Genomic DNA, 23,706 nt, shown 5'->3' with positions numbered 1-23,706 from the left:
CGGAATGATTTGAAGACCGTCAGAAATCGCCAGCTTAAACCCATTTATGTGCGGCATCGTCGGCTACATCGGCAAACAAAAGGCCTCGGCCATCATCCTCGAAGGACTCAAACGCCTCGAGTATCGCGGCTATGATTCCGCCGGCATCGCCATCCAGCAGGCCGGGCGCTTCGAGGTCGCCAAGAAGACCGGCCGGGTCGAGGGTCTGATCAAGGCCACCCCGGCCCAGAAGATCACCGGCACCACCGGCATCGGCCACACCCGCTGGGCCACCCACGGCGGCGTCACCGATGCCAACGCCCACCCGCACGTCAGCAGCGACGGCAAGATTGCCCTGATCCACAACGGCGTCATCGAGAACTACGCCAGCATCAAGAAATTCCTCCTCCCCAAGGGCTACACCTTCCAGTCCGAGACCGACACCGAGGTGCTCTGCAATCTCATCGCTTATCATTACCAGAAGGAGCCGGACGTCAAGGAGGCCAGCCGCTTCCTCGAGTCCGTGCGCAAGAGTCTCCGCCACGTCGAGGGCACCTACGGCATCGCCGTGATGTGCGGCGACTGCCCGGCCGAAATCGTCTCCGCCCGCAAGGGCTCGCCCCTCATCCTCGGCGTCGGCGACGGCGAGCTGATGCTCGCCAGCGACGTCGCCGCCATCATCAGCCGCACGCAGAACGTCGTCTACCTCAAGGACGGCGAGCTCCTGCACATGACGGCGAAAAATTTCTCCATCACGACCCTCGAGGCCGAGGACGTGTCGCCCGTGGTCGACAAGATCACGTGGAAGATCGAGGACTCCGAACTCAACGGCCATGCCCACTTCATGGAAAAGGAGATCTTCGAGCAGCCCGCCGCGCTCGAGAACACCATGCGCGGCCGCTTCTCCGAGGACGGCAGCACCGCCCAATTTGGCGGCCTGAACATCTCCGCCGTCGACCTGCGCCAGGTGGACCGCTTCCACCTGCTCGCCTGCGGCAGTGCGTGGCACGCCTGCCTCGTGACCGAGCACCTGATCGAGCGCTTCGCCCGCGTGCCGGTCGAGGTCGATTACGCCTCGGAGTTCCGCTACCGGAACATGCCCCTGGGCAACAATACGCTGTTTCTGACCGTCAGCCAGTCGGGTGAGACGATCGACACGCTCGCCGCCATGCGCGAGGCCAAGCGCAAGGGCTACAAGGTCCTGGCGATCAACAATGTCGTCGGCTCCTCCATCGCCCGCGAGGCCGACGGTGGCGTCTACCAGCACGTCGGTCCCGAGATCGGCGTGGCCTCGACCAAGGCGTTCACCTCGCAGCTGCTCGTCGGCGCCATGCTGGCGCTCTACCTCGGGCGCATGCGCGACATGAGTTTCAGCGATGGCGCGGAATACGTCAAGGCCCTCAAGGGCGTGCCCGACCTCGTGCGCCAGGCACTGGAGCAGGCCCCGCACATCAAGGAAATCGCCCGGCGCTACGCCCATTACCACGACTTCCTCTTCCTCGGCCGGCTTTCCCTCTTCCCCGTCGCCTTGGAGGGCGCGCTCAAGCTCAAGGAGATTTCCTACATCCACGCCGAGGGCTATCCCGCCGCCGAGATGAAACATGGTCCGATCGCGCTCATCAGCGAGCAGTGTCCCTCGGTCTTCTTTGTGCCGTCGGGCGAGATGTTCAACAAGGTCGTGTCCTCGATGCAGGAGATCAAGGCCCGCAAGGGGAAGATCATCGCCGTCGCCACCGACAAGTGCGACCTGCCCGCCGGCCTGGCCGACGAGGTCATCCGCATCCCCGAGTGCCACGAGGCCGTGCTGCCCATCGTCGCCACGGTGCCGGTCCAATTGCTGAGCTACTACATTGCCGTGGAGCTGAAGCGCGACGTAGACAAGCCGCGCAACCTGGCGAAGTCCGTCACCGTCGAGTAGCCATGCAAGTCGTTCCCACGCGCGAGGAGTTCCTGCGCCTGAGCCGGCAGGGCAATGTCATCCCGGTGCGGGCCGACCTGCTCGCCGATTTGGAGACCCCCGTCTCGGCTTACGCCAAGCTCCGCGGCACCGGGCCGGCCTTCCTGCTGGAGTCGGTCGAGGGCGGCGAGAACGTCTCCCGCTACAGCTTCATCGGCTGCAACCCGCGCAAGATTTTCCGCGCCCAGCCCGGCGACGCCGATCCCCTCGCCGCCCTGCAGGCCGAGCTGGCCCAATACCAGCCCGTCGCGGTGCCGGGCCTGCCGCCTTTCACCGGCGGCGCCGTCGGCTACCTGGGCTACGAATTCATCCACAGTGTCGAGAAGACCGTGCCGCTGGCCGCCCGGGATGAACTCGGCGTGCCCATGATGTGGTTCATGCTGTGCGACTCGGTCCTGGCCTTCGACCGCGCCCACCAGACGATGCGGCTCATCGTCAACGCCCACACCGGCACCGACGCCGGCGCGGCCTATGATGCCGCCTGCGCCGAGCTGCAGCGGATGCAGGCCGCCCTGGCCCGGCCGGGCGCCCTCGCCTCCTCCACGCTCGGCGACACCGGCCCCGTGCAGGTGCCCGCGGGAAATTTCACCAAGGCCGCCTTCGAGAAGATGGTCGACGACTCGAAGGAATTCATCCGGGCCGGCGACATCTTCCAGATCGTGCTCTCGCAGCGCTTCTCGCGCGAATTCAGGCAGTCACCGCTCGATCTGTATCGCGCCCTCCGCACGGTGAACCCGTCGCCCTACATGTTCCTGCTCGAGACCGGCGACTTCGCGCTGGTCGGCGCGTCGCCCGAGGTGCATGTGCGCCTCACCGGCCGCAAGGTCGAGATCCGCCCCATCGCCGGCACCCGGCCGCGCGGCAAGACGACGCCCGAGGATCTCGCCTTTGAAAGGGACCTGCTCGCCGACGAGAAGGAACTGGCGGAACATCTCATGTTGGTTGACCTGGCCCGCAACGATATCGGCCGCGTTTGCAGCTACGGCACGATCCAGGTGCCCGAATTCAAGACCATCGAGCGCTACTCCCACGTGATGCACATTGTGTCACAGGTGGAGGGACAACTTGCGCCAGAACGTTCCGCTTTCGACCTCATGCGTGCCACCTTTCCCGCCGGCACCGTCAGCGGTGCCCCGAAAATCCGCGCCATGCAGCTGATTTCACAAATGGAAGGCACGCAGCGCGGCAGTTACGCGGGCGCCCTTGGGTATTTCAGCTACGACGGCAATCTCGACTCCTGCATAACCCTCCGCACGGCATTGGTTAAGGACGGCCGGGTGCATATCCAGGCTGGCGCCGGCATCGTGGCCGATTCGGTGCCGGCCGCCGAATACCAAGAGACGATCAACAAGGCTTCCGCCTTGTTTAAGGCTATCATCCTGGCTGATAAGCTCTCCGGTTGAGCGTCCACGCGGCACAGAGCCGCGTAAATGGGGTCGGAACAGCACAGCCGGGAATTTCCTTCCGCTCTTAGGCATCCAATATGCAAAGAGTCGCGGGGTAACAACCCAGTTGGCTCAAACGTCAGACTTACCAATCATGCCTAACCGCAAAAAGACTCTCCGCTCCACGCCGGTAGCAGTCGCGATGCCTGCGGATCGCACCTCGGCTCCCGTGCACATCCCTTCCCCCGAGGAAGGCCTTTCCCTCCGGCCGGAGATCAAGGCCGCCGCCGCTCCTTCCCAGTTCGACCAGGCCTCCCCGGTCGATCGGCGCGACGAGCGCTCGAACCTCCAGCTCTATCTCAACGAGATCCGCCAGACTCCCCTCCTGACCATCGCCGAGGAGATCCAGCTCGCCGCCCGCATCAAGAAGGGCGACAAGGCGGCCCGCGACCACATGATCAAGGCCAACCTGCGCCTCGTCGTGAAGATCGCCTACGACTACAACCAGATGGGCCTCCCGCTGATGGACCTCATCAGCGAGGGCAACCTCGGCCTGATCAAGGCCGTCGAGCGCTTCGATCCCGCCAAGGGCGGCAAGCTTTCCACCTACGCTGCGTGGTGGATCAAGCAGTCGATGAAGCGCGCCCTGGCCAACCAGTCCAAGACCATCCGCCTCCCCGTCCACCTCGTGGACAAGATCTCCCGCATGCGGAAGATGATCGCCAAGCTCACCGACGAGCTCGGCCGCGAACCCGAGAACGAGGAGATCGCCGCCGAGTTGCAGATCCCGACCGCAAAGGTCGCCCTGCTCAAGACCGTCAGTGTGCGCCCGGCCTCGCTGGACGCTCCCGTCGGCGAAGACAACGACTCCGCGACGCTCGGCGACCTCGTCGGCGACGACGCGGCCGTCAGCCCTTATGAGGGCCTGGGCGACAAGAACCTCAAGGAGGACCTCAGCGCCATGGTCAACTCCCTCGATCCCCGCGAGGCCAGCATCATCAAGCTGCGCTTCGGCCTCGAGGGCCAGAAGGAGCTGACGCTCGAGGAGGTCGGCAAGAAGTTCAAGGTCACCCGCGAGCGCATCCGTCAGCTCGAGTATCTCGCCCTGGCGAAGATCCGCCGGCAGATGCAGAGCCATAACAAGATCCGCACCGCCGACGAGGTCGAGGAAGAGCGCCACGCCGAGCAGCGCGCCGAGGTCATTCGGGATTTCGTTTTGAAGGGCGCCGGCGTAGCGCAATAGCTCCAGCCACCTAAATCAAGGCGCTCATTTCACATGAGCGCCTTTTCATTTTCGGTTGAACCCAAGCGGGCCGGCGATTTCCTTCTGTCCATGGCCGCTGCGCTCCCGCCCAAGACAACAACCCGCTCGCCGAGAAAAGTCACCACGGCGAACAAGGTGTTCTGGGCACGTCCGGCCAACGCGGAACTTGACCGGGCGGGAGACTGGCTGCTGAAAACCCTCACCATCACCCGGGCCAAGGTTGCGACCCGTGCCGGCCCTGTTTGACACTGGAGCGCTGGAACTGCTCCGCCGGCGCGACCGGCGGGTCGAAGCCCTCGCGCTGAAACTTTATCCGCCCGTGGTATGCACGCAGGTGTTGGGCGAATACCTGCACGCGCAATTCCAGACCCAGGCGACCGCCGCCACGGTGATCGCGGCCCGGCTCTTCCTCGCGCCCTTCGAGGTGCTGGTTCCCACGGCCCGCACGGCCGATCACTACGCCGAGCTGCGGGCGGAGCTGGCCGCCCAGGGAGCCGAGCTGCCGGATTTGTCCTGCTGGATCGCAGCCCACTCCTTGGAGCACGACATCCCGCTGATCACCACCGACCAGGCGTTCCGGCGGCTGCCCGGCCTCCAGGCCCGCTTCATTGCCGTCAAAAAAGAACCCTCCGGCCGCACCGCCGGTTTGCCCGCGGGGGTTTCCCGGGAAAACGACCAAGCCGGCGGCCGCGCGTCGTCTTCCGCCCTCGCCCTCCTCGTCCTGCATTGGGCCCGGGACTATCTCGCCGAGACCTCCGCCCTGATGGAAAGCCTGGGCAATGCGACCGGCACCATGGGTTGAAAAAAAAGGCGCCCCGCTCGTGCGGGACGCCTTTGAAGTGTTTCGACTGGGCGGACCTTATTCCTTCTTGGAAGCCTCGTCGAAGATGTCGCCGAGGTTCGTGAGGTCGGAAGCGCCGGAACTCTTCGCGAACTGGTCGTAGGTCGCCGTCTCCTGCGCCAGTTGCTCGGCGGAGTAGTTGGCGGCCTTGATCGAGAGGCCGATGCGGCGCTGCTCGCGGTCGATCTTGATGACGCGGGCGGTGACTTCCTGGCCGGGCTTGAGCACGTCCTTGATCTTGTCCACGCGGTCTTCCTGGATCTGCGAGATGTGCACGAGGCCGTCGATGCCGTCCTTCAGCTCGACGAAGGCGCCGAAGGTCGTGACCTTGGAGATCACGCCCGGGACGACGTCGCCGATGCGGAAGAAGCTGTCGATGTCGGTCCACGGATCCGTCGCGAGCTGCTTCATGCCGAGGCTGATGCGCTGCTGGTTCGGATCGACGTCGAGGACGATGGCGTCCACTTCGTCGCCCTTCTTGAGCATCTCGGACGGGTGGTTGATCTTGCGGGTCCAGGACATGTCGGAGACATGCACCATGCCGTCGATGCCTTCCTCGAGTTCGACGAAGGCGCCGTAGGTGGTCATGTTGCGGACCTTGCCGCGGACGCGGGCGCCCACCGGGTAGTTGTGGCGGACCATGTCCCACGGGTTCGGCTCCAGCTGGCGGAGACCCAGGGAGATCTTCTGCTCTTCCTTCTGGATGCCGAGGACGACCGCATCGAGCTCCTGGCCGACCTTGAGCAGCTCGGAGGGTTTGCTGATGCGCTTGGTCCAGGACATCTCGGTGATGTGGACGAGGCCCTCGACGCCCGGCTCGAGTTCGATGAACGCGCCGTAGGGGACGAGGTTGACGACCTTGCCGTGGATCTTGGAGCCGACGGGGAACTTGTGGTCGATGTTGTCCCACGGATTGTTCTTGGTCTGCTTGAGGCCGAGCGACACGCGCTCTTTCTCGCGGTTGATGTCGATGATCATCACCTCGATCTCCTCGCCCTGCTTCAGCAGCTCGGACGGGTGGCCGATGCGGCCCCAGCTCATGTCGGTGATGTGCAGCAGGCCGTCCATGCCGTCGAGGTCGATGAACGCGCCGAAGTCGGTGATGTTCTTGACGACGCCCTTGCGGATCTGGCCGGGTTGCAGCTTCTCCAGCAGGTCGCGGCGCTTGTTGACGCGCTGCTCCTCGATCAGTTCGCGGCGCGAGAGGACGATGTTCTGGCGCTCGTGGTTGATCTTGAGGACCTTGAAATCGTAGGTCTGGCCGACGTATTGATCCAGGTTCTTGGGGGGCTGGATGTCGATGTGCGAGGCGGGCAGGAAGGAATCGACGCCGATCGAGACGATCAGGCCGCCCTTGACCTTGGCCTTGACGCGGCCGGGGACCACGGAGCCCTCCTGGCACTTGATGAGGATGTTCTCCCAGTTCTTCTTCTGTTGGGCCTGCTCGTAGGAGAGGATGGGGTTGCCCTCCTTGTCCTCGAGCTTCTCGAGGATGACCTCGATGGTGGAGCCAATCTGGAGCTCGCCGAGATCGGCGAACTCATTGGCGGGGATGACGCCTTCCGCTTTGCCGCCGATGTCGACGACGACTTCATTGGCGCGGATTTCGGTGATGACGCCCGAGACGATCGAGCCTTCCTTCAGCTTGTCGAAGGAGCTCTGGGCGAGCAGGTCTTGCATTAACGAACTCATATTGACTGTGGTCGGAACGACGGCCGCTTACTTCGGGGCGGACGGCTTCCGGCGTGGATCCTTGCGGATCCGTTGGTTGAGGGTTGGACTGTCGGACAAACCGGTGGAAGTGTCGCGGCAACACCGGCTTGACTTAAGAACGCCGCGGAAGGTTCAAAGTCCCTTATCCCTCCGTCCCCGGCAAGAGCAAAATCAGTTTTTATTGGCCGCCCCGGCCGCGCCGCCTTCATCCAGAACCTGCTGCAGGGTAGTGAAATAAAGCTGGAAGAAACTGTGGTCGCGCAGGGTCTGCTGGCTGGTCCCGCCTAGATGCTCGCTTTGCACCTGCTCGGTCAGGCCCAGTTCGACCTCGGTTTTGCCCGGCCCGACATCGCTCAGGTGCACCTTCGCCGTAAGTTGGCGCGAGTCGGCAAAGGCCGCGCTGGTGTGGATGCGGCTGACCGCCTCCAAGTCCCGGCCCTTGGAGCGGGTCACGAGAAAATCCAGCCGCTTGAAGGCCTGCAGCGCCGCCGCACTGACGACCACCTGGTCGCCATTGAACACCTGCACCTTGGGCGGCACCGCACTGAAACGGTCCTCCATGGATTCGCAGCCGCCGAGCAAAAAGGCGGACGCCACCAGCAAAAGGAAGCTTCGAATGAGTTTCATGGTTTATGGGGTGTCATCCTGAACGAAGTGAAGGCTCCATCGGGATGGTTGATTGCGGATATCATGATGGATTCTTCGCGCTGCGCCGAATGACAGAAAAGGAGGTTCAGGCGGGCTGCTGCTGCGAGATGCAGTGCAGGGTGCCGAGGCCCCAGATCAGGTGGTAGCAATCGATCGGAATGACCTCCCGCCCCGGGAAGCAGTTCCCGATGATTGCACACACTTCGGCATCGCGTTTCTTCTGCCGGAACTGCGGCACGAGCACCGCGCCGTTGATGACGAGGAAATTCGCGTAGCTGGCCGGCACCTGCTGGCCGCGGAAACCGAACGGCTTCGGCATCGGCAGCTTCACGATGTCGAACTTCTTGCCGGCCGGCGTGCGAAAGCCTTTCAGACGTTCCAGATTTTCCTCGAGCAGCTTGTGGTTCGGGTCGCGCTTGTTCGGCTCCACCACGGTGACGAAGCCGTCGGGCTTGAAGAAGCGCGTGATGTCGTCGATATGGCCGTCGGTGTCGTCGCCGACGATCCCCTCGCCCACCCACAGCACCTGCTTCACCCCGAGGTAATCCATCAGGTTTCGCTCGATTTCCTCGCGGAACAGGTGCGGGTTGCGGTTCTTGTTCAGCAGGCACTGCTCGCTCGTCAGCAGCAGGCCCTGGCCGTTCACGTCGATCGAGCCGCCCTCGAGCACCATGTCGTTCTCGAAGCGGCGCATCCCGAGCTTCTGCGCGATGCGCGGCGGGATCTGGTTGTCGAGGTCGTAGGGCGGATACTTGTTGCCCCAGGCATTGTGCACCCAGTCGGTCACGGCGACTTCGCGCGACCGGTCGTTCCGCACAAAGATCGGGCCGTGATCGCGGCACCAGGCGTCGTTGGTCGGGTGGTTGTAGAAGGTGACCCGCGTCAGGTCGGCGCCGGCCTGCCCGCACAGGCGCCGGGCCCGCGGCTGCAACGCGGCGGCGCAATTGATCCGCACCGGCTCAAAGCGGCTGATCTGCGCGACGATGCCGGCGAACACGCCGGGGATCGGTCGGAACTGGCCGGGCCACGTCTCCCGGTTGTGCGGCCAGGACAGCCAGAGGGCGGCCTGTGGCTCCCACTCGGCCGGCATGCGGAAGCCGAGGGCGGCGGGCGTGTTGGTGAATTTCGACGCGGACATCGTGGTGCGGATGGAGGGCCCGCGTTTCTGCGGGCCGGCTCGCAGGGACGCGAGCCCTCCACCACGGGTGATTCAGTCGATGTAGCGTTTGGTCAGGTCGCCGTAGGCGTCGATGCGCCGGTCGCGCAGGAACGGCCAGTGCGTGCGGGTGACGTCCACCTTGCCCAGGTCGATCGGCACGAGGAGGATTTCCTCCTTGTTGACGCTGGCCTTGGCGAGGATCTGCCCGCTGGTGCCCGCGACGAAGCTCTGGCCCCAGAACTCGATGCCGTCGCCGCCAATGGGCGTCTCGGTGCCGATGCGGTTGGTGACCGCGACATAGCAGCCGTTGGCGACGCCGTGCGAGCGCTGGATGGTCTCCCACGCGCCGTGCTGGTCGGTCCCGAATTCCTGCTTCTCGCTGGGATGCCAGCCGATCGCCGTCGGGTAGAACAGGATCTCCGCGCCCTGCAGTGCCGTGAGTCGCGCGCCCTCGGGATACCACTGGTCCCAGCAGATGAGCACGCCGATCTTGCCATACTTGGTCTGCCAGGCCTTGAAGCCCGTGTCGCCGGGGGTGAAGTAGAATTTCTCGTAGTAGAGCGGATCGTCCGGGATGTGCATCTTCCGGTAGATGCCGAGCAGTTTGCCGTCCGCATCAATGATGACCGCGGTGTTGTGGTAAAGCCCGCCGGCGCGCTTCTCGAACAGCGACGCGATGATCACGACCTTGTGCTTCTTCGCGAGTTTCTGGAAAGCCACCGTGCTGGGCCCCGGGATCGGCTCGGCCAGCTTGAAATAGTCGTGGTTCTCGCTCTGGCAGAAATACTGCGAGCGAAAGAGCTCCTGCGTGCAAATGATCCTGGCGCCCTTCTTCGCGGCCTGTTCGGCCAGCGCGAGGGTTTTCTTGAGATTTTCGGCCGGCGACGCGGCGCAGGCGTGTTGGAGCAGCCCCAAAGTGACTTTCATCAGCCACGAGCGAACGCCTCCGGGCCGGAATGACAAGAAATCTCTCCGCTCCAAGTGCCTGTGAAACCTTGCAACAAGGCTTTGACAACCCGCCGCTTAATTGTAAAAGCAAGCCCGACACTCCTCTGTCATCCCACCATGTGCGCCGAACCCCGCCCCCTGATTGTCGTCGTCGAAGACGAGGAAGAGCTGTCGAAAGTCATCGCGCAGCATCTCGAGGATGCCGGCATGAACATCCAGGCTTACAACCGCATTGCCCCCGCGCTGCGCTTCCTCCAGCACAATTTCGCCAACCTGGTCCTGCTCGACGTCAACATGCCGGAAGGTTCCGGCTTCGATCTCCTCCGGCAGATGAAGGAGCAGGACATCAACACCCCGGCCATCTTCCTCACCGCCAACTCGCAGGACGAGGACAAGGTCAAGGGCCTCAACCTCGGCGGGGATGACTACATCACCAAGCCCTTCAGCTACACCGAGCTGGTCGCCCGCATCAATGCCGTCCTCCGCCGCGCCGAGGGCCAGACGGATTTCAACGTCACCAAGAACGTCCGCACCACCGACGGCCCCTTCGAGTTTCTCGGCGTCAAGGTGCACCCGGAGCGCCTCGAGCTCGATTTCCCCAACGGCGTCACGCTCAAGACCGGCCGCAAGGAGCTGGGCATCCTCGCCTACCTCCACACCCACGTCGGCGTCGTCATCACCCGCAAGGAGCTGATCCATTCCGTCTGGGGCATGCACGCCGACATCCGCAGCCGCTCGCTCGACCAATACATCGTCAAGGTGCGCGCGGCTTTCGAGAAGAACGGACTCTCCCTCGACTGCTTCCGGACCGTCCACGGCATCGGCTACATCTTCGAGCCGCCGACGAAGTAGCAGAGGACGGAGCACGGAAGACAGAGGACGGCTACCCGAGCAGGAAGGGGCCGGGATTTTGCATGATTGCACCCAGCATCCGGCCAACGTCTTTTTTGATTTCCAGCAGTCCGCCAAATTCCGAGTCCGTTAAATAGCCGTCACGCTTGGCCGTGAGCAACCAGTGCTCGGTTTCGTGATTCTCGGCGTCAGCATCGGACAGTTTGCTGAGGAAGTGCGCCTCATAGCGTCGTTTGCCCCAAGCTTCCGAGACATTGGCCCCCACTGAACGCGCCGCGCGACGGATCTGATCAGTCAGCGCAAACCTTTCTTCCGGCGGCCAATGCTAGGAGAGCAGAAATATCTGCCCGGCCAGTTCAGATGAACGTTGATACACCCGGAGCTCCGTGAAGTGGCTGATTTGCATGCTTCATTCATTGTTGGCCCGTAAGTTAATTCCCTTCCGTCCTCCGTCTTCCGTCCTCTGTATTCTGTCCTCCGTCCTCTGTCCTCCGTCCTCTGTCATCAGGCCAGTTCGCAAACTTCCACCACGCGCTGCAGCGCGGCCTCCAGGTGGTCGCGCCGCTTGTAGCCGCCGATCATCTTCGGTTTTCCTTCTTCCAGGCGGTTGAGCAGGGTCGTGAGGAGCTCGGTGTTGTAGGACTGCATCACCATGTCGATGGCCCGCTCGCGGCCCACCTTGGCGATGATTTCCTTCATGATGGTCTTTTTGTCCATGGGCGTCTCCTGACCCGATACTTGTTTGCCCGCTCGCGTTGGCAAGTCCGGTTTGCCTCCCAAAACAGCCTTTTGTCAGGCCGCCGCACTGGCGCCGGTTCAGAACAGCTCTTTCTGCCCCGAGTAACGCTCCTTCGCCTCGGTCAGGCTCGACTTCATCTCGAGTTTTTCCAGCAGGGCGAACAGTTCGCCCGCCTGCGGCTCGCCCGCCGCCACGGACGGCAGCGGCGACTCCGCGGGCAGCGTGGTCAGCTTCAGGTTCATCCGCAGCTTGTCGGCCTCCCGGGCGACCACCTCGCGGAAACGCTCGGGCTTCAGCTCCGCGGCGTGCGCGATGATGCCCTCGAGGCTCGCGAACTCCTGGAACCACTTCACCGCCGTCTTCGGGCCGACGCCGCTGATGCCGGGAATGTTGTCCGAGGTGTCGCCGATCAACGCCAGATACTCCGCGATCTGCGCGGGCGGCACGCCGAATTTCTCCACCACCCCGGCCGGGTCGAGCACGCGCCAGCCGAGCTTCGGGTTGGCGGTCGGCGGCGGGAGCAGGATTTTGATCCGCCCGTCCACGCATTGGGCAAAATCCTTGTCGGCGCTCACGATGAGCACCTCGTGCCCCGCTCGCGCCAGGATCCGCGCCTGCGCGGCCAGCAGGTCGTCCGACTCCACGCCGTCCAGCTCCACGCCCACGAGGCCCATCGCCCGCGTCAGCTCCTTGATCACCGGGATCTGCTTCTCCAGCGGCTCGGGCGTCTCCTTGCGCTGCGCCTTGTATTCCGGGTGCAGGGCCAGCCGGTCCTGGGAGCCGCCGAGGTCGAAAAACACCACCATGGCGTCGGGCTTCTCCTGGTCCTGCAGCCGCCACATGGTCTTCACCCAGCCGTGCAGCGCCCCGGTCGGGAAACCGTCGGCCCGCGTCAGCTCGGGCATCCCGTAGAACGCCCGGAACGCCATGTTGTAGCCGTCCACCAAAAGCCATTTCGCCATCGCCCGACGCAAACCGCAAACCCGCGGCGCGTAAACCTATTTTGTGGCGCCGCTCGCTACTTCCGCGGGGCCGGGCCGGCGGGCGTCACGATCGTGGGATTCTGGTAAAGCGTGCCGGGCGTCACGCCCGTCCCCGTCTGCTTTTTCAGCGAGCCGCCGGGACTGACGAGGTTCGCGGTGACGAAGATCAGCAGGTTGCGTTTCTGCGTGCTCTCCCCCTGGCTGCGGAACAGCCGGCCGATGCCGGGCAGGCTGCCGAGCACCGGCACTTTGTCGCTGACCTTCTTCACGTCCTCGCGCGTCAGGCCGCCCATGACGATCGTGGCGCCGTCCCAGATCGTCACCTTGGTGGTCATCTCGCGCACGGCGAAGATCGGCTGGTAGAATCCGGGCGGCACCGTCACCGTCGTGCCGCCGGAGATGGCGATGCTCGGCCCGCCGTATTCCACGAAGCCCTCGAACTCCGTGACCTTGGGATTCAGGTCGAGGCTCACCGAATAGTCGTCCTCCTCGACGGTCGGCGTGACCTTGAGTTCCACGCCCACATTCCGCGTCGTGAAGTCCTGGGGCGTGCCCGAGGTGATCGACACGCCCGCCGAACCGCCTCCGTTCAGGCTGCCGGTGCCCACCTGGCTCTGGATCTGGCCGTAGGATTGCGGGTAGCGGAGTTCCTGCGCCACGGTGATCGTCGCCGGGTTGCCCGAAAGCACGGTGAGCTTCGGCGCACTGAGCAGTTCCGTGCCGCTCTTCTGCGACAGCGCCCGGATCACGGCCTGGACATCGAACTCGCCGACAATGCCGGCGATGTTGGCCAACGGCCCGGCCCCCGCGCCCAGCAGCACGCCGCCGGGAATGGTCGGCGCCGCGGCGGGCAGGTTGAGCCCGCCCGCCGGCTGGCCCGTGCCTGAAATCGAAATCTGCTGGGAGGTCGTCGCGTTGAGGAAGGCATCGGCGAGCGTGCGGTTGATGCCGTTGCCCGTCGTGTAGGTTGCCTGGGTCGCGTTGTTCTGCGTGGCCTTCGTCGCGATGTTCCATTGCACGCCGAGCTCGTCCAGCGCCCCCTGCTGGACTTCCATGAACTTCGCCTCGATCTCGACCTGCCGCACGTCGTTGTAACGGTTCAGGATGTTGCGGATGCGCTCGAGGTTGCGCGGGGTCTGCGTCGCGATGAGCTGCGAGCCGTCGAAGGCCAGCGTGCTGCCCGTCACGCCCTCGAAGCTCACGCCCGCCAGCTGCAGGAAGTTGCGGATGGCCTGGCCCTCGCTTTCCATGCTCGCCGCCGCCCCTCCGGCCAGCGGGTCCGCGCCGGCATGGGCCGCCGCCCCCTTGCCTGTCATGCGGAGCACGGTCGAGCGCGAGACGGGGAAGAACCGGGTCTCCATCGCCGACTGCTCGCCGCCGGGGCGCACGACGACGGCATCCGCCTGCACCTCGTATTGGTAGCCGACGGAATCGGTGATGAAGTCGAGCACGCGCTTCAGCGGCAGGTTGCGCAGCGTGAGGTTGACCACCGGGTTGGCGTTGCTCTGGTCGAGCAGGACGATGTTCACGCCCTTGGGGTTGCTGCCGGTCTTGTCGAATTCCTCCGAGATGACGCTGAGCGTGTTGACCACGCGGCCCAGTTCCATGCCGCTGAAGTTCACGCTGGGGAGCACGATCGTGTTCAGTTTCTCCAGCAATGGCGACGGTCCGGCGTGCGCGGCCTCGCTGGCGGGCTTCTCCTCGATCACGGCCGGCCGCTGCCAGGCCTGGTCCACCTCGCTGATCATCTGGCCGGTGGTGCGCGCCCGCGCGGATCCGGCGGCCCGCTCGCTCGCGATGCGGGCCAGAAAATACCTGGCGTCGGCGTTGCCGGGTTCGAGCGCCTCGACCTGCCGGAAGGTATCGGCGGCCGCGGCCGGTTCGCCGGCGAGATACTGGCTGCGGGCCCGCGCGACCAGGCGGGAGACGCCGTTCGGGGCCGGCGCCGGGGGAGCCGCCCCGCCCACCGGTTCCTCCACCTTGGCCGGTGCCGCCGGCCCGGGCGCCGCGGCGGGGGCGGGCAGGAGATATTTCTCGCGGGCCTCGGTGATCTCCGCCTTGGCGATGCCAAGCTCGGCAATCGCGTCCTTGGTCAGGTTGTTCTCCGGCAGGCTGGCCCGGGCGCGATCCAGGGTGTCGAGGGCCGCGGAAAACTGGTTCTGCCGGGCCAGGGCCCGGGCCTCCTTGGCCGCGGCGCCGGCGGCGATGAGCAGGCGGCCCACCCGTTCCTCCTCGGCCCGGGCGAGCTGGTCGGCCTCGGCGAGGGCGGCGGAATTGGTGGCCGGCGCCGGCGTGCCGCCCGACACGGTGACTTTTTTCGCCGGCAGCCGGTCCAGGCTGGCGAGCAGGCGCTTCACCGTCTCGTCGTTCGGGCTGAGCGCGAGCAGTTCCTCCAGGTTCTTGCGGGCCGCGGCCGTATCTCCGGTGTCGCGGGCCTGCAGGGCGGCGGAGAGCAGGCGGAGCTTCGTCTCGGCCGCGTCGGGGGCGGTGGGCGGCGCCGCGAAGGCCCGCCCCAAAACGAGGCCGGCGAGGACCAGCAGCGCGACGGAAAGACGGACAGGGCGGTTCATGCGTGGGGCGATCAGTTGCCGTTGGTGGCAAGGCCGGTCTTGGGCGGGGCGGAAAATTTCCGGGTCTTGGCCGGCTTGGCGGCAATGCCCCCTTCCTTGCCCGCGGGCCGGAGGATCTGGATCTCCGGCAGCGGCAGCCCCGGGGTCTGCTTGGCCACGACCACCTCGGGCGGATCGAGCTGGATGCGCTCGATGCGATAGGTGGCGGTATCGTCGGCCAAGGTGTCGCCCTCATGCAGGATTCGCGGCGCGGCGCCTTGGGCGGACAGGCGCAGCACGGCCAGCGGCGTGTCGGTCAGCTTGCGCTGGCGGCTGTCGAGCACGATCTCCTCGCCCGTCTTCTCGTCGAGCAGCACGGCGAGCGCGGCCACGTCGTAGACCGGCAGCGCGTCGGTGTTCGCCACCTCGATCTTTCTCACGTCGAAACTTTTCAGGGTAAGGCCGAGCTGCTCAAAGCGGCGGCCGCTGCGCGCGAGCAGGGTTTCGGGCTGGCCCGGGCTGACAAACGCCGCGAGGTAGTCGCCCGATTCGCCAAAGTAGCCCGCGAGTTGCAACCGGTAGGGTTCGAGTTTCACCTCGAGCAACTCAAGGCCGAACGGCGTGCCGCCGTCGGCCAGATTCATGGGCGGGGTCACCGTGAAGGACCGGGCGAGCGTGTTGTAGTAGATGACCGGCGGGGTGAAGACCTCGTAGAGCCAGCCGCTGCCGTGGGATTGCGCGGCGGGCTTGGCCCAGACCACCGGCTTGGTCTCCGGCGAGGTCAGGCCGGAAAGGGCGTAGGCCGCGCCGGCCAGGTCGACCGCCACGGGCTGGTGCTGCAAACGCGCGATCTCCGCCTGGTGCGACCACATCCACCCGCCGCTCACGGCCAGCACGGCCGCCGCCAGGGCGGCCAGCAGTTTGTCGTAATTGGTCTTGATGAGTTGGCTCATAGGACGGACCGCTCCGAGGCGGTCAGCAGCTCAACACATTCCACGACGACCGCAAACTTTGAAAGATTCTGCGTCACCAGGGGCACGGGCGCGCCGGGAGCCAGCGCCGCGGCCGGCGTTGCCTCGCCCGCCAAGGGCTCCACTTCGACGCGGCGGACGATGACGGGCAGCGGCAGGGCCGCGAGGCTGTTCAAAAACGCGCGCAAGGCCGGCGTCTGTCCGGTGAACTCGAGGCGGAAGGCCATGCTTTCCACCCGGCCGGGCACCCGCAGCGAACTCGGGGCGTCGAACTCGAAGAAATCCGCCGCCACCCCGCCGGTGGCGGGCGTGACCGCGGCCGGCGCATTGGCCTGACCGGTCTGGTTGCGCTGGTCCCGTTGCGCGGCAGTCAAGGGCCGCTCCCGTTGCACGCTCACCAGCACGCGGGGCCGGGCTTCCAGCAGGGCCTCCACGAGATATTGGCTGACGAGCCGCTGGCGGAACACCGCCGGCACCAGGTCCGCCTCCGGCCCCTCGTTCGAATGCGTGGCAAAACCGAAGCGCTCGTCGGACTTGATCATCACCCGGGCGCGCGCCGCCGTGGCGCGCATCTTCTCGACGAAAGCGGCGATGTCGAAATAGGCGTCGGTCGGCTTTGCGGGCGGCGGCGTCTCGAGAATTTTCGGATCGCGACCCTGCAGGGCCGTGCGCAAATCCTCCCACACCTTGACGGCCTGGGCGAAATCCCGGTCGATGGCCTGCTCGTTGGCCTCGCTCGGCGCCGGCGACTGCCGGCCCAGCCATTCGCGTTCCTGCTGCTTCTGCTGCAATCCCGCGACGGCCCGCGCCGCCTGCTGTCGGGCCTGCGCCAGCAACCAGCCCTCCGCCGCAAGCGCGAGTGTGCAGGCCAGCAGCACGGCCCCCAGCAGCGGATTGCGTTTCAACCAGTTCATGGCGCGACCTCCTGAACTGGAAACGAAATTTTTAACCCAGAGGTCTCAGAGAACACAGAGGGCCCCTTTCCTGGGCCTGGTTGTGGAAGGCTCGCGTCCCTGCGAGCCGTGGCCCGCAGGGACGCGGGCCCTCCAATTAATCCATCCGTGTTCATCCGTGTAATCCGTGGTTAAGAATGTTTGGGCTCCGTGTCCTCTGGGATCTCTGGGTTAAAAAATGAAACTCAGAGCGGCCGGGCCGGGTTGGCCACGAGCACGAAGTCGAATTTCAGGATGCCGGGCTGCTCGTTGTCGAAGCGCTCGGCCTCGACGCTGGCGACAAACGGCGACTCCACGAAGCTCGCGAGCAGCGCCTTCACGCGGTTGAAGGTCTCGGGGCTGACCTTGGAAAGCGGGTTGGTCTTGTCGAGCATGCGGCCGGACACGGCGAGTTTGAGGGGCGTGCCGGGGGTGGACGCCACGGACATCCGCTCCAGCCATACGTCCTCGACGCGCACCATGCGGTCCTGCAGGTCGGCCAGCAGGTTCAGCCAGCTCACGCGCCGGTCATGGATGCCCTGCAGCTGGGCAACCTCCTGCTTGATTACCTCGAATCTCTGCAGGTTGGCGCGATTGCGGGCGTCACGCTCGCGCAGGGGCGCCAGTTCGCGTTCGATGGTGTCCGTCTGGTGTCGGGCCTCGGCGGCCACCGCGCGGAAATGCAGCAGCGGGGGCAGCAGCGCCGCCACCGCCAGGACGGCCGCCGCGGCCAGCCAGGGTTGCCGCCGGCGCAGGTTTTCATGGCGCCGCCGCCGCGGCGGCAGGAGGTCGAGCAGCGGCAGTCCCGGTCGCAGCTGGGTCGTGGCCGCGCCCGCGAGGTCGGCCAGCGTGAGCGCGTGCTCGGCCGCATCGTGGCGCGCGGCGCCCGGACCGATCTCGAGGGCCCCGAGCACATCGAGGCGGTCGACGGGCACCTTGAGTTTCGCGGCCAGGGCCTCGCCGAGGCCGGCCAGCCGGGCCCCGCCACCGGTGAGGTGGACGCGCGCCGGGTTCTTCATGCCGCTCTGACGCCGGAAATGCAGCACCGACCGCGTGATCTCCTGCGCCAGCCGGGTGGCGAGGGATGCCATGGCGTCGGCGGTCAGGCCGCCGCTGCGCTCGGAAAGCTTGATCGCCTCGGCCTCCTCGGGATCGCAATCCTGGTTCTCCGCCAGCTGCTGGGTGATGCCTTGCCCGCCCAGCGCCAGCGTGCGCGCGACAAACCGCGGCCCCTCCACGTGCAGCAGCGTCGTTGAGCGGCCGCCCAGGTTGAGCACGAGCGCGGGCTCCTTGGGCGTGTCGTGCACCAGCCGGAACGCCGCGAGGGTCGCCAGCGACGAGGGCAGGATCAGGCGCGGCTCGAAGCCCGCCGCCTGCACCGCGGCACACAAGGGTTCGACCGCCTCCAGCCTGGCGGCGGCGAGCAACACCTCCAGGTCGAGGTCGTGCTCGGCGGCCACGACGCTGTCCCAGACGACGTCGTCCAAGGCGTAAGGTATGCTCTGCTCCGCTTCGAAACGGATGACCTTCTCCCGCTTGGCCGGGTCCACGCGGGGCGTCTTGATGAGCTTCGTCAGCGACAGGTGGGCGGGCAGGACCAGCACGACCGGGCCACCCGGCTTCAGCTTCGCCCGCAGGGTCGCGAGCGCCGCCCGCGTGTGCTCCAGCCAGTGGTCCTCGCTGCCGGCATGAACCGGCAGGTTCCCGACCGCGTAATGGTCGAACCGCAACCGCCGGCCTTGCCGGCTGAAAGCGCCCAGCGCCGTGCGACTGGCTCCACAATCGAGGATCAATGTGCGGTTGGACGCCACGGCGCCCGGATTTGTCGCCGGGGGCCATCCAAAGGTCACGCTCTTTTTGCCAGCGCATCTGATGCCCTGAAATCAGGTGGTCGCTGCCCGCCGCCCGCGCCAGAAGGTTTCCGCCGGCGCCCGCGGATGAATCCCGCGCGGAGGATTTGTTTGCCCGGGCGGGAGCAAAGGTAATGCTCCTGCGCACATGGCTTCCGTCCTGCCCTACAAGATCAGCGTGCTGGTCTTCATCGAAAACGCCGCCGGAGAGCAGCTGCTGCTGTTGCGAGCCAAGCAGCCCAATCTCGGCGTCTGGACGCCCATCGGGGGCAAGCTGGAGATGACGACCGGCGAATCACCCTTTGAGTGCGCCGTGCGCGAGACCGCCGAGGAGACCGGCCTGCAGGTCACGGCCGCCGAGCTGCATCTCTTCGCCATGATCGCCGAGAAAGCCTACCAGGGTGACACGCACTGGCTGATGTTTCTCTTCCGCTGCCGGCAGCCCATCGCCTCCCTGCCGCCGGACATCAGCGAAGGAAAGTTCGCGTTCTTCTCGCGCGAAAAAATCAAGGGCCTACCCATCCCGGAGACCGACAAGGCCGCGCTCTGGCCGATTTTCGACCAATACCGCGACAGCTTCGTGGCCTTGAAAGCTGATTGCGCCCGTTCGCCCATCAAAATCACGATCGAGCAGATCACCGGCAGAGAGACCTGAGACCTGACGGAGCGTCTGCGTAGATGGCGAAGCAAACTTGAGACCTGAAGGTTTCGAGCCACAGCGTTTTTTAAACACAGAGGTCGCGGAGGTCACAAAGCAGGCTCAAAGCGGTTTGCCACGGATTGAAACATCGATTCAGAATTCGGGGCTTGTGAGTTTTGTGCTTTTTGTGGCCAAACCCTGCCTTTGCTTGATCCGTGTTCATCCGTGTTCATCCGTGTTATCCGCGGTCAAAAAATTCAGCTCTCTGTGTCCTCTGCGGCCTCTGTGTTTAAAAATGCCTTGGTCCTGCTCCGGATTCCAACTTTTCCCTTGTGTTCACGAGAGGGTGCCCAAGAACGGAAACCTGCGCTCCGGACATTGCTTCAAACTCAAACCATTCCCTGTGACCAAGAAACCCGCTCCCCCCAAAAAGCCCGAAGTCGCTGGCTATGATGCCCGGCAGGCCCCCATCAACGCCAGGCTCGGAAACGACGAGCTGATCGCCCTCTACCGCGACATGGTGCGCATCCGGCGTTTCGAGGAGCGCTGCCTGCGCAGCTACCAGCAGGGCAAGATCGGCGGCTTCCTCCACCTCTACATCGGCCAGGAGTCCATCGCCGTGGGCGTCGTCTCCGTCATGGGCAAGAACGACCACATCATCACCGCCTACCGCGACCACGGCCACGGCCTGGCGGTCGGCATGGGCATGAACGAGATGATGGCGGAGAATTACGGCAAATACACCGGCTGCTCCAAGGGCAAGGGCGGCTCGATGCACTACTTCGACCCTTCCCGCAATTTCTGGGGCGGCCACGGCATCGTCGGCGGCCAGATCCCACTCGGCACCGGCCTCGCCTACGCCCTCAAATACAAGGGCCTCAAGGGTTGCGCCCTCGCCTTCATGGGTGACGGTGCGGTCAACCAGGGCGCGGTCCACGAATCCTACAACCTCGCCGCCCTCTGGTCGCTGCCGGTCATCTTCGTCATCGAGAACAACGGCTACTCCATGGGCACCTCGCAGGAGCGCTCTTCCGCCGGCCCGAGCCTCGCCCAGCGCGCCGAGGGCTATGGCATGAACTGGGACATCATCGAGAACGGCCACGACGTCCTCGAGGTGCGCGACAAGGTCGCCGCCGCCATCAAGCTCGCCCACGAGAAGTCCCTGCCGAGCGTCCTCGAGATCCGTACCTACCGCTACCGCGGCCACTCCGTCGCCGACCCCGACACCACCTACCGCGACAAGAAGGAGATCGAGGAATACAAGGCCACCAAGGACCCGCTCATGTTCTGCCAGAACCAGCTCCTCGGCGAAAAGGTCCTGACCGACGAGCTCGTCGCCAAGATCGACGAGGCCGCCCGCGCCGAGGCCGAGACCTCCGCGCAGTTCGCCGAGGCGAGCCCCTTCCCCACCCCCGAGGATATCCAGAAGGACGTCTATTGGGAGGCCGACAATCCCGCCGACCGCAAATCGCAGGGCACGCTCTTCTTCAGCTGAGCCCCACCTGCTCACTACCCGCTACTCACTCCTTTTCTTTTCCCATGCCCGTCATCTCTTACCGCGAAGCCCTCCGGGCCGCCATGTCCGAGGAAATCGAACGCGACCCGAACGTCGTCCTCTTGGGCGAGGAAGTCGCCCAGTTCAACGGCGCCTACAAGGTCTCCGAGGGCATGCTGGCCAAATACGGCCCCAAGCGCATCGTCGACACGCCCATCAGCGAGGCCGGCTTCATCGGCATGGGCGTCGGCGCCGCCATGCTCGGCCTGCGCCCCGTCATGGAGCTGATGTTCTTCAGCTTCTACTCGGTCGCCTTCGACCAGATCTTCAACAACGCGGCCAACATCCGCTACATGTCCGGCGGCCTGATCAACTGCCCGATCGTGCTCCGCGGCCCCGCCAACGGCGGCACCAACGTCGGCGCCACCCACTCGCACACGCCCGAGTCCATCGCCGCCTACCACCCGGGCATCAAGGTCGTCGTGCCGTCCAACGCCTACGACGCCAAGGGCCTGATGAAGTCCGCCATCCGCGACAACGACCCGGTCATGTTCATGGAGAACACCATCCTCTACGGCGAAACCATGGAGGTGCCGGACGGCGAGTATCTCGTGCCGCTCGGCCAGGCCAGCGTCATGCGCGAGGGCAAGGATCTCTCCATCATCGGCCACGGCCGCGCGATCCAGATGGCCCTCAAGTCCGCCGACCTGCTCAAGGAGAAGCACAACATCAGCGCCGAGGTCATCGACCTGCGCTCCATCCGCCCGCTCGACGAGGAGACGATCCTCAAGTCCGTCAGGAAGACCAACCGCGCCCTCTACGTCGAGGAATCCAAGCCCTTCTGCTCCGTCGGCGCCATGGTCGCCGCCATCATCTCGGACAAGGCCTTCGACTACCTCGACGCCCCGGTGAAGCGCCTCACTTCCATCGACTCCCCGGCCATCTACAGCATGCCGCTCGAGAAACTCCAGCTCCCCTCGGTCGACCGCATCTACCAGGCGGCCCTGGAAACCCTGAAGTAATGTTCATCGTTCATTTGCCGGATGCGCCGCGCCCCAATGAACGTTGAACAATGAAAATTGAAAAATGAACGATCAATCATCCCTCTTAACTCCTAACTTTTAACTCCTAACCGCGCGCCCCCGGCGCGCCTCCGCAAATGGCCGACATCATCGATATGCCCAAGCTCAGCGACACCATGACGGTGGGCACGCTGGTCAAGTGGCTCCGCAAGGAAGGCGACGCCGTCAAGTCCGGCGACATGCTCGCCGAGGTCGAGACCGACAAGGCGACGATGGAGCTCGAGTCGTTCTTCACCGGCACGCTGATCAAGATCTACGCCCAGCCCGGCGCCCAGGTCGCCATCGGCGCCCCGCTCTGCGCCATCGGCAAGCCCGGCGAGGCCGCCCCGGCGGCACCGGCGGCACCGGCTGCGCCGGCGCCCGCCCAGAAGACAGAGGACGGAGGACGGAAATCAGAGGACGGAGGACAGAAGACGGCCCCTGCTTCTTCGCCTGAAGCAAAGCCTCAGGACGAATCGCGCCGTAGCTCGCAGAGCGAAGGCGGACAGCCGGCCGCGCCAGTGCCAACAACTGCACCGGTAACGGCGCAGGCGGCCGCTGCTCCGGCTGCAGCCCCTCAGGCTTCAGGTTTCAGCTCTCAGGTTTCCGACGGCGACAGCCGTCTGCGCATCTCCCCTTTGGCCCGCAAGATTGCCGCCGACCAGAAGGTCGACGCCTCGCGTGTCACCGGCACCGGCCCGCACGGCCGCATCGTCAAGGCCGACGTCCTCGCCGCGGCGGCCAACCCAGCCCTGCTCAAATCCCCTTCCGGTCCGTCCTCCGCCCCTTCAGGTCTCAGGTCTCAGGTTTCAGGTTTCTCTGGATCGGGCAGCCCGATCCAGCCGGACCGCACCGTCCCCGTCTCCACGATGCGCGGCGTCATCGCCAAGCGCATGCTCGAGTCCACGACGACCATCCCCTACATCTACCTCGACATCGAGATCGACGCCGAGCCGCTGCTGGCCGTTCGCGCGCAGCTCAACACCGGCCTCGAGAAGGAGGGCGTGAAGCTCTCCGTGAACGATTTCGTGCTCAAGGCCTCCGCCGAGGCCCTGCGCCGCGTCCCTGCGGTCAACAGTTCCTGGGAAGGCACCCAGATCCGCTACCACGGTGCCGCGCACGTCGCCTTCGCCGTCGCCCTCGAGGACGGCCTGATCACCCCCGTGGTGCGCGACTGTCACCTCAAGAGCGTCTTCCAGATCAGTACCGAGGCCAAGGCCCTCGGCAAAAAGGCCAAGGACAAGAAGCTCGCCCCGAATGAATACACCGGTGGCACCTTCTGCGTCTCCAACCTCGGCATGATGGGCATCCCGAAGTTCACCGCCATCATCAACCCGCCGAACTCCGCCATCCTCGCCGTCGGCACCACGGTCGCCAAGCCCGTGATCAAGAACGGCGCGATCGTGCCCGGCCAGACGCTGACCGTGACCCTCAGCTGCGACCACCGCGTGCTCGACGGCGCCGTCGGCGCGCAGTATCTCGGCGCCTTCAAGGATCTCATGGAGAAGCCGGCCCTGCTGCTCGTCTGAGCCGGATCCCGATCATTTTTCAACCCAGAGGTCGCAGGGATCACAGAATCAGGCAGTTTGACCACGGACGAAGCGCGGCAGCGCGGAGATGGTCATGCCACAGGCATGGCTCCGCAGGGGTGACCTGCACGGGTGCCCGCGGGGCAGTGCAGGGAACAACACACGGATACACGGAATATTTCACAGGAGGGAACAGAGGAAAGGCAGGAGT

At 65.2% G+C, this 23,706-nt stretch carries 20 protein-coding genes and 1 pseudogene; 10 read left to right on the top strand and 11 right to left on the bottom strand.

The features are described 5' to 3' along the window. The first annotated feature begins 46 nt into the window (after positions 1–46). The 5 genes from glmS (at position 47) to BLU29_RS15115 (ending at position 5,387) form a co-directional block, all read left to right on the top strand. A complete protein-coding gene (glmS, locus tag BLU29_RS15135) occupies positions 47–1,897 on the top strand; it encodes a glutamine--fructose-6-phosphate transaminase (isomerizing) (RefSeq protein ID WP_091059637.1) in 1,851 nt (616 codons plus the stop codon). 2 nt (positions 1,898–1,899) lie between these two features. Next, positions 1,900–3,339 carry an anthranilate synthase component I gene (gene trpE, locus BLU29_RS15130; protein WP_091059634.1) on the top strand — a complete coding sequence of 480 codons (1,440 nt, stop codon included), beginning with the start codon at positions 1,900–1,902 and terminating at the stop codon, positions 3,337–3,339. Positions 3,340–3,550: 211 nt separating this feature from the next. Beyond that, positions 3,551–4,564, top strand: coding sequence for an RNA polymerase sigma factor RpoD/SigA (locus BLU29_RS15125; protein ID WP_231962247.1), 1,014 nt, complete (start codon positions 3,551–3,553; stop codon positions 4,562–4,564). 33 nt (positions 4,565–4,597) lie between these two features. After that, positions 4,598–4,831, top strand: a complete 234-nt coding sequence (locus tag BLU29_RS15120; protein WP_091059630.1) for a hypothetical protein — start codon at positions 4,598–4,600, stop codon at positions 4,829–4,831. Then, positions 4,815–5,387: a type II toxin-antitoxin system VapC family toxin gene (locus BLU29_RS15115; RefSeq protein ID WP_157693927.1), complete on the top strand. Its 573-nt coding sequence runs from the start codon at positions 4,815–4,817 to the stop codon at positions 5,385–5,387. The genes BLU29_RS15120 and BLU29_RS15115 overlap by 17 nt, the downstream gene beginning before the upstream one ends. A gap of 57 nt (positions 5,388–5,444) precedes the next feature. Here the strand turns inward: BLU29_RS15115 and rpsA are convergent, their stop codons facing one another. The 4 genes from rpsA to BLU29_RS15095 form a co-directional block, all read right to left on the bottom strand. Further along, positions 5,445–7,106, bottom strand: coding sequence for a 30S ribosomal protein S1 (gene rpsA, locus BLU29_RS15110; RefSeq protein ID WP_091059626.1), 1,662 nt, complete (start codon positions 7,104–7,106; stop codon positions 5,445–5,447). A 204-nt stretch (positions 7,107–7,310) separates the two neighbouring features. After that, complete coding sequence (locus tag BLU29_RS15105; RefSeq protein WP_157693926.1) at positions 7,311–7,766, bottom strand: hypothetical protein; 456 nt, start codon at positions 7,764–7,766, stop codon at positions 7,311–7,313. A gap of 106 nt (positions 7,767–7,872) precedes the next feature. Beyond that, positions 7,873–8,925, bottom strand: a complete 1,053-nt coding sequence (locus BLU29_RS15100; RefSeq protein ID WP_231962246.1) for an agmatine deiminase family protein — start codon at positions 8,923–8,925, stop codon at positions 7,873–7,875. A gap of 72 nt (positions 8,926–8,997) precedes the next feature. Continuing rightward, positions 8,998–9,873: a carbon-nitrogen hydrolase gene (locus tag BLU29_RS15095; protein ID WP_091059622.1), complete on the bottom strand. Its 876-nt coding sequence runs from the start codon at positions 9,871–9,873 to the stop codon at positions 8,998–9,000. Positions 9,874–10,011: 138 nt separating this feature from the next. On the opposite strand from BLU29_RS15095, the gene BLU29_RS15090 reads away from it, so the two are divergent. Next, positions 10,012–10,746, top strand: coding sequence for a response regulator transcription factor (locus BLU29_RS15090; protein WP_091059619.1), 735 nt, complete (start codon positions 10,012–10,014; stop codon positions 10,744–10,746). Between the two features lie 31 nt (positions 10,747–10,777). On the opposite strand, the pseudogene BLU29_RS15085 reads toward BLU29_RS15090, so the two are convergent. The 7 genes and pseudogenes from BLU29_RS15085 to pilM form a co-directional block, all read right to left on the bottom strand. Next, positions 10,778–11,056, bottom strand: a pseudogene (locus BLU29_RS15085) (four helix bundle protein); the annotation flags it as partial. A gap of 194 nt (positions 11,057–11,250) precedes the next feature. Further along, on the bottom strand, positions 11,251–11,463 hold the full coding sequence (locus tag BLU29_RS15080; RefSeq protein ID WP_091059615.1) for a hypothetical protein: 213 nt from the start codon (positions 11,461–11,463) through the stop codon (positions 11,251–11,253). Between the two features lie 99 nt (positions 11,464–11,562). After that, positions 11,563–12,447, bottom strand: coding sequence for a 5'-3' exonuclease H3TH domain-containing protein (locus BLU29_RS15075; RefSeq protein ID WP_091059612.1), 885 nt, complete (start codon positions 12,445–12,447; stop codon positions 11,563–11,565). A 56-nt stretch (positions 12,448–12,503) separates the two neighbouring features. After that, the gene (locus BLU29_RS15070; RefSeq protein ID WP_091059611.1) at positions 12,504–15,038 is read right to left on the bottom strand and encodes a hypothetical protein; all 2,535 of its coding nucleotides are present in this window, start codon (positions 15,036–15,038) and stop codon (positions 12,504–12,506) included. An 11-nt stretch (positions 15,039–15,049) separates the two neighbouring features. Further along, positions 15,050–15,970 carry a hypothetical protein gene (locus BLU29_RS15065; protein ID WP_091059608.1) on the bottom strand — a complete coding sequence of 307 codons (921 nt, stop codon included), beginning with the start codon at positions 15,968–15,970 and terminating at the stop codon, positions 15,050–15,052. Then, positions 15,967–16,902 carry an Amuc_1100 family pilus-like protein gene (locus tag BLU29_RS15060; RefSeq protein WP_091059607.1) on the bottom strand — a complete coding sequence of 312 codons (936 nt, stop codon included), beginning with the start codon at positions 16,900–16,902 and terminating at the stop codon, positions 15,967–15,969. Before BLU29_RS15060 ends, BLU29_RS15065 begins: the two co-directional genes overlap by 4 nt. 224 nt (positions 16,903–17,126) lie before the next feature. Further along, positions 17,127–18,731: a pilus assembly protein PilM gene (pilM, locus tag BLU29_RS18335; RefSeq protein ID WP_172830281.1), complete on the bottom strand. Its 1,605-nt coding sequence runs from the start codon at positions 18,729–18,731 to the stop codon at positions 17,127–17,129. A gap of 187 nt (positions 18,732–18,918) precedes the next feature. Between pilM and BLU29_RS15050 the strand changes: the two genes are divergently transcribed. The 4 genes from BLU29_RS15050 (at position 18,919) to BLU29_RS15035 (ending at position 23,495) form a co-directional block, all read left to right on the top strand. Next, the gene (locus BLU29_RS15050; protein WP_091059602.1) at positions 18,919–19,425 is read left to right on the top strand and encodes an NUDIX domain-containing protein; all 507 of its coding nucleotides are present in this window, start codon (positions 18,919–18,921) and stop codon (positions 19,423–19,425) included. A 388-nt stretch (positions 19,426–19,813) separates the two neighbouring features. Then, positions 19,814–20,905, top strand: coding sequence for a pyruvate dehydrogenase (acetyl-transferring) E1 component subunit alpha (gene pdhA / locus BLU29_RS15045; RefSeq protein WP_231962244.1), 1,092 nt, complete (start codon positions 19,814–19,816; stop codon positions 20,903–20,905). A gap of 44 nt (positions 20,906–20,949) precedes the next feature. Further along, the gene (locus tag BLU29_RS15040) at positions 20,950–21,927 is read left to right on the top strand and encodes an alpha-ketoacid dehydrogenase subunit beta (protein WP_091059597.1); all 978 of its coding nucleotides are present in this window, start codon (positions 20,950–20,952) and stop codon (positions 21,925–21,927) included. Positions 21,928–22,064: 137 nt separating this feature from the next. Beyond that, entirely contained in the window at positions 22,065–23,495 is a 1,431-nt protein-coding gene (locus BLU29_RS15035; RefSeq protein WP_091059594.1) for a dihydrolipoamide acetyltransferase family protein, read from the top strand. Positions 23,496–23,706 lie beyond the last annotated feature (211 nt).

Source organism: Opitutus sp. GAS368 (genome assembly GCF_900104925.1).
In the GTDB taxonomy this organism is placed as follows: Bacteria; Verrucomicrobiota; Verrucomicrobiia; order Opitutales; family Opitutaceae; genus Lacunisphaera.
Note: the sequence above shows the minus strand (reverse complement) of the source record. Positions and strands in the feature narration are given on the sequence as shown.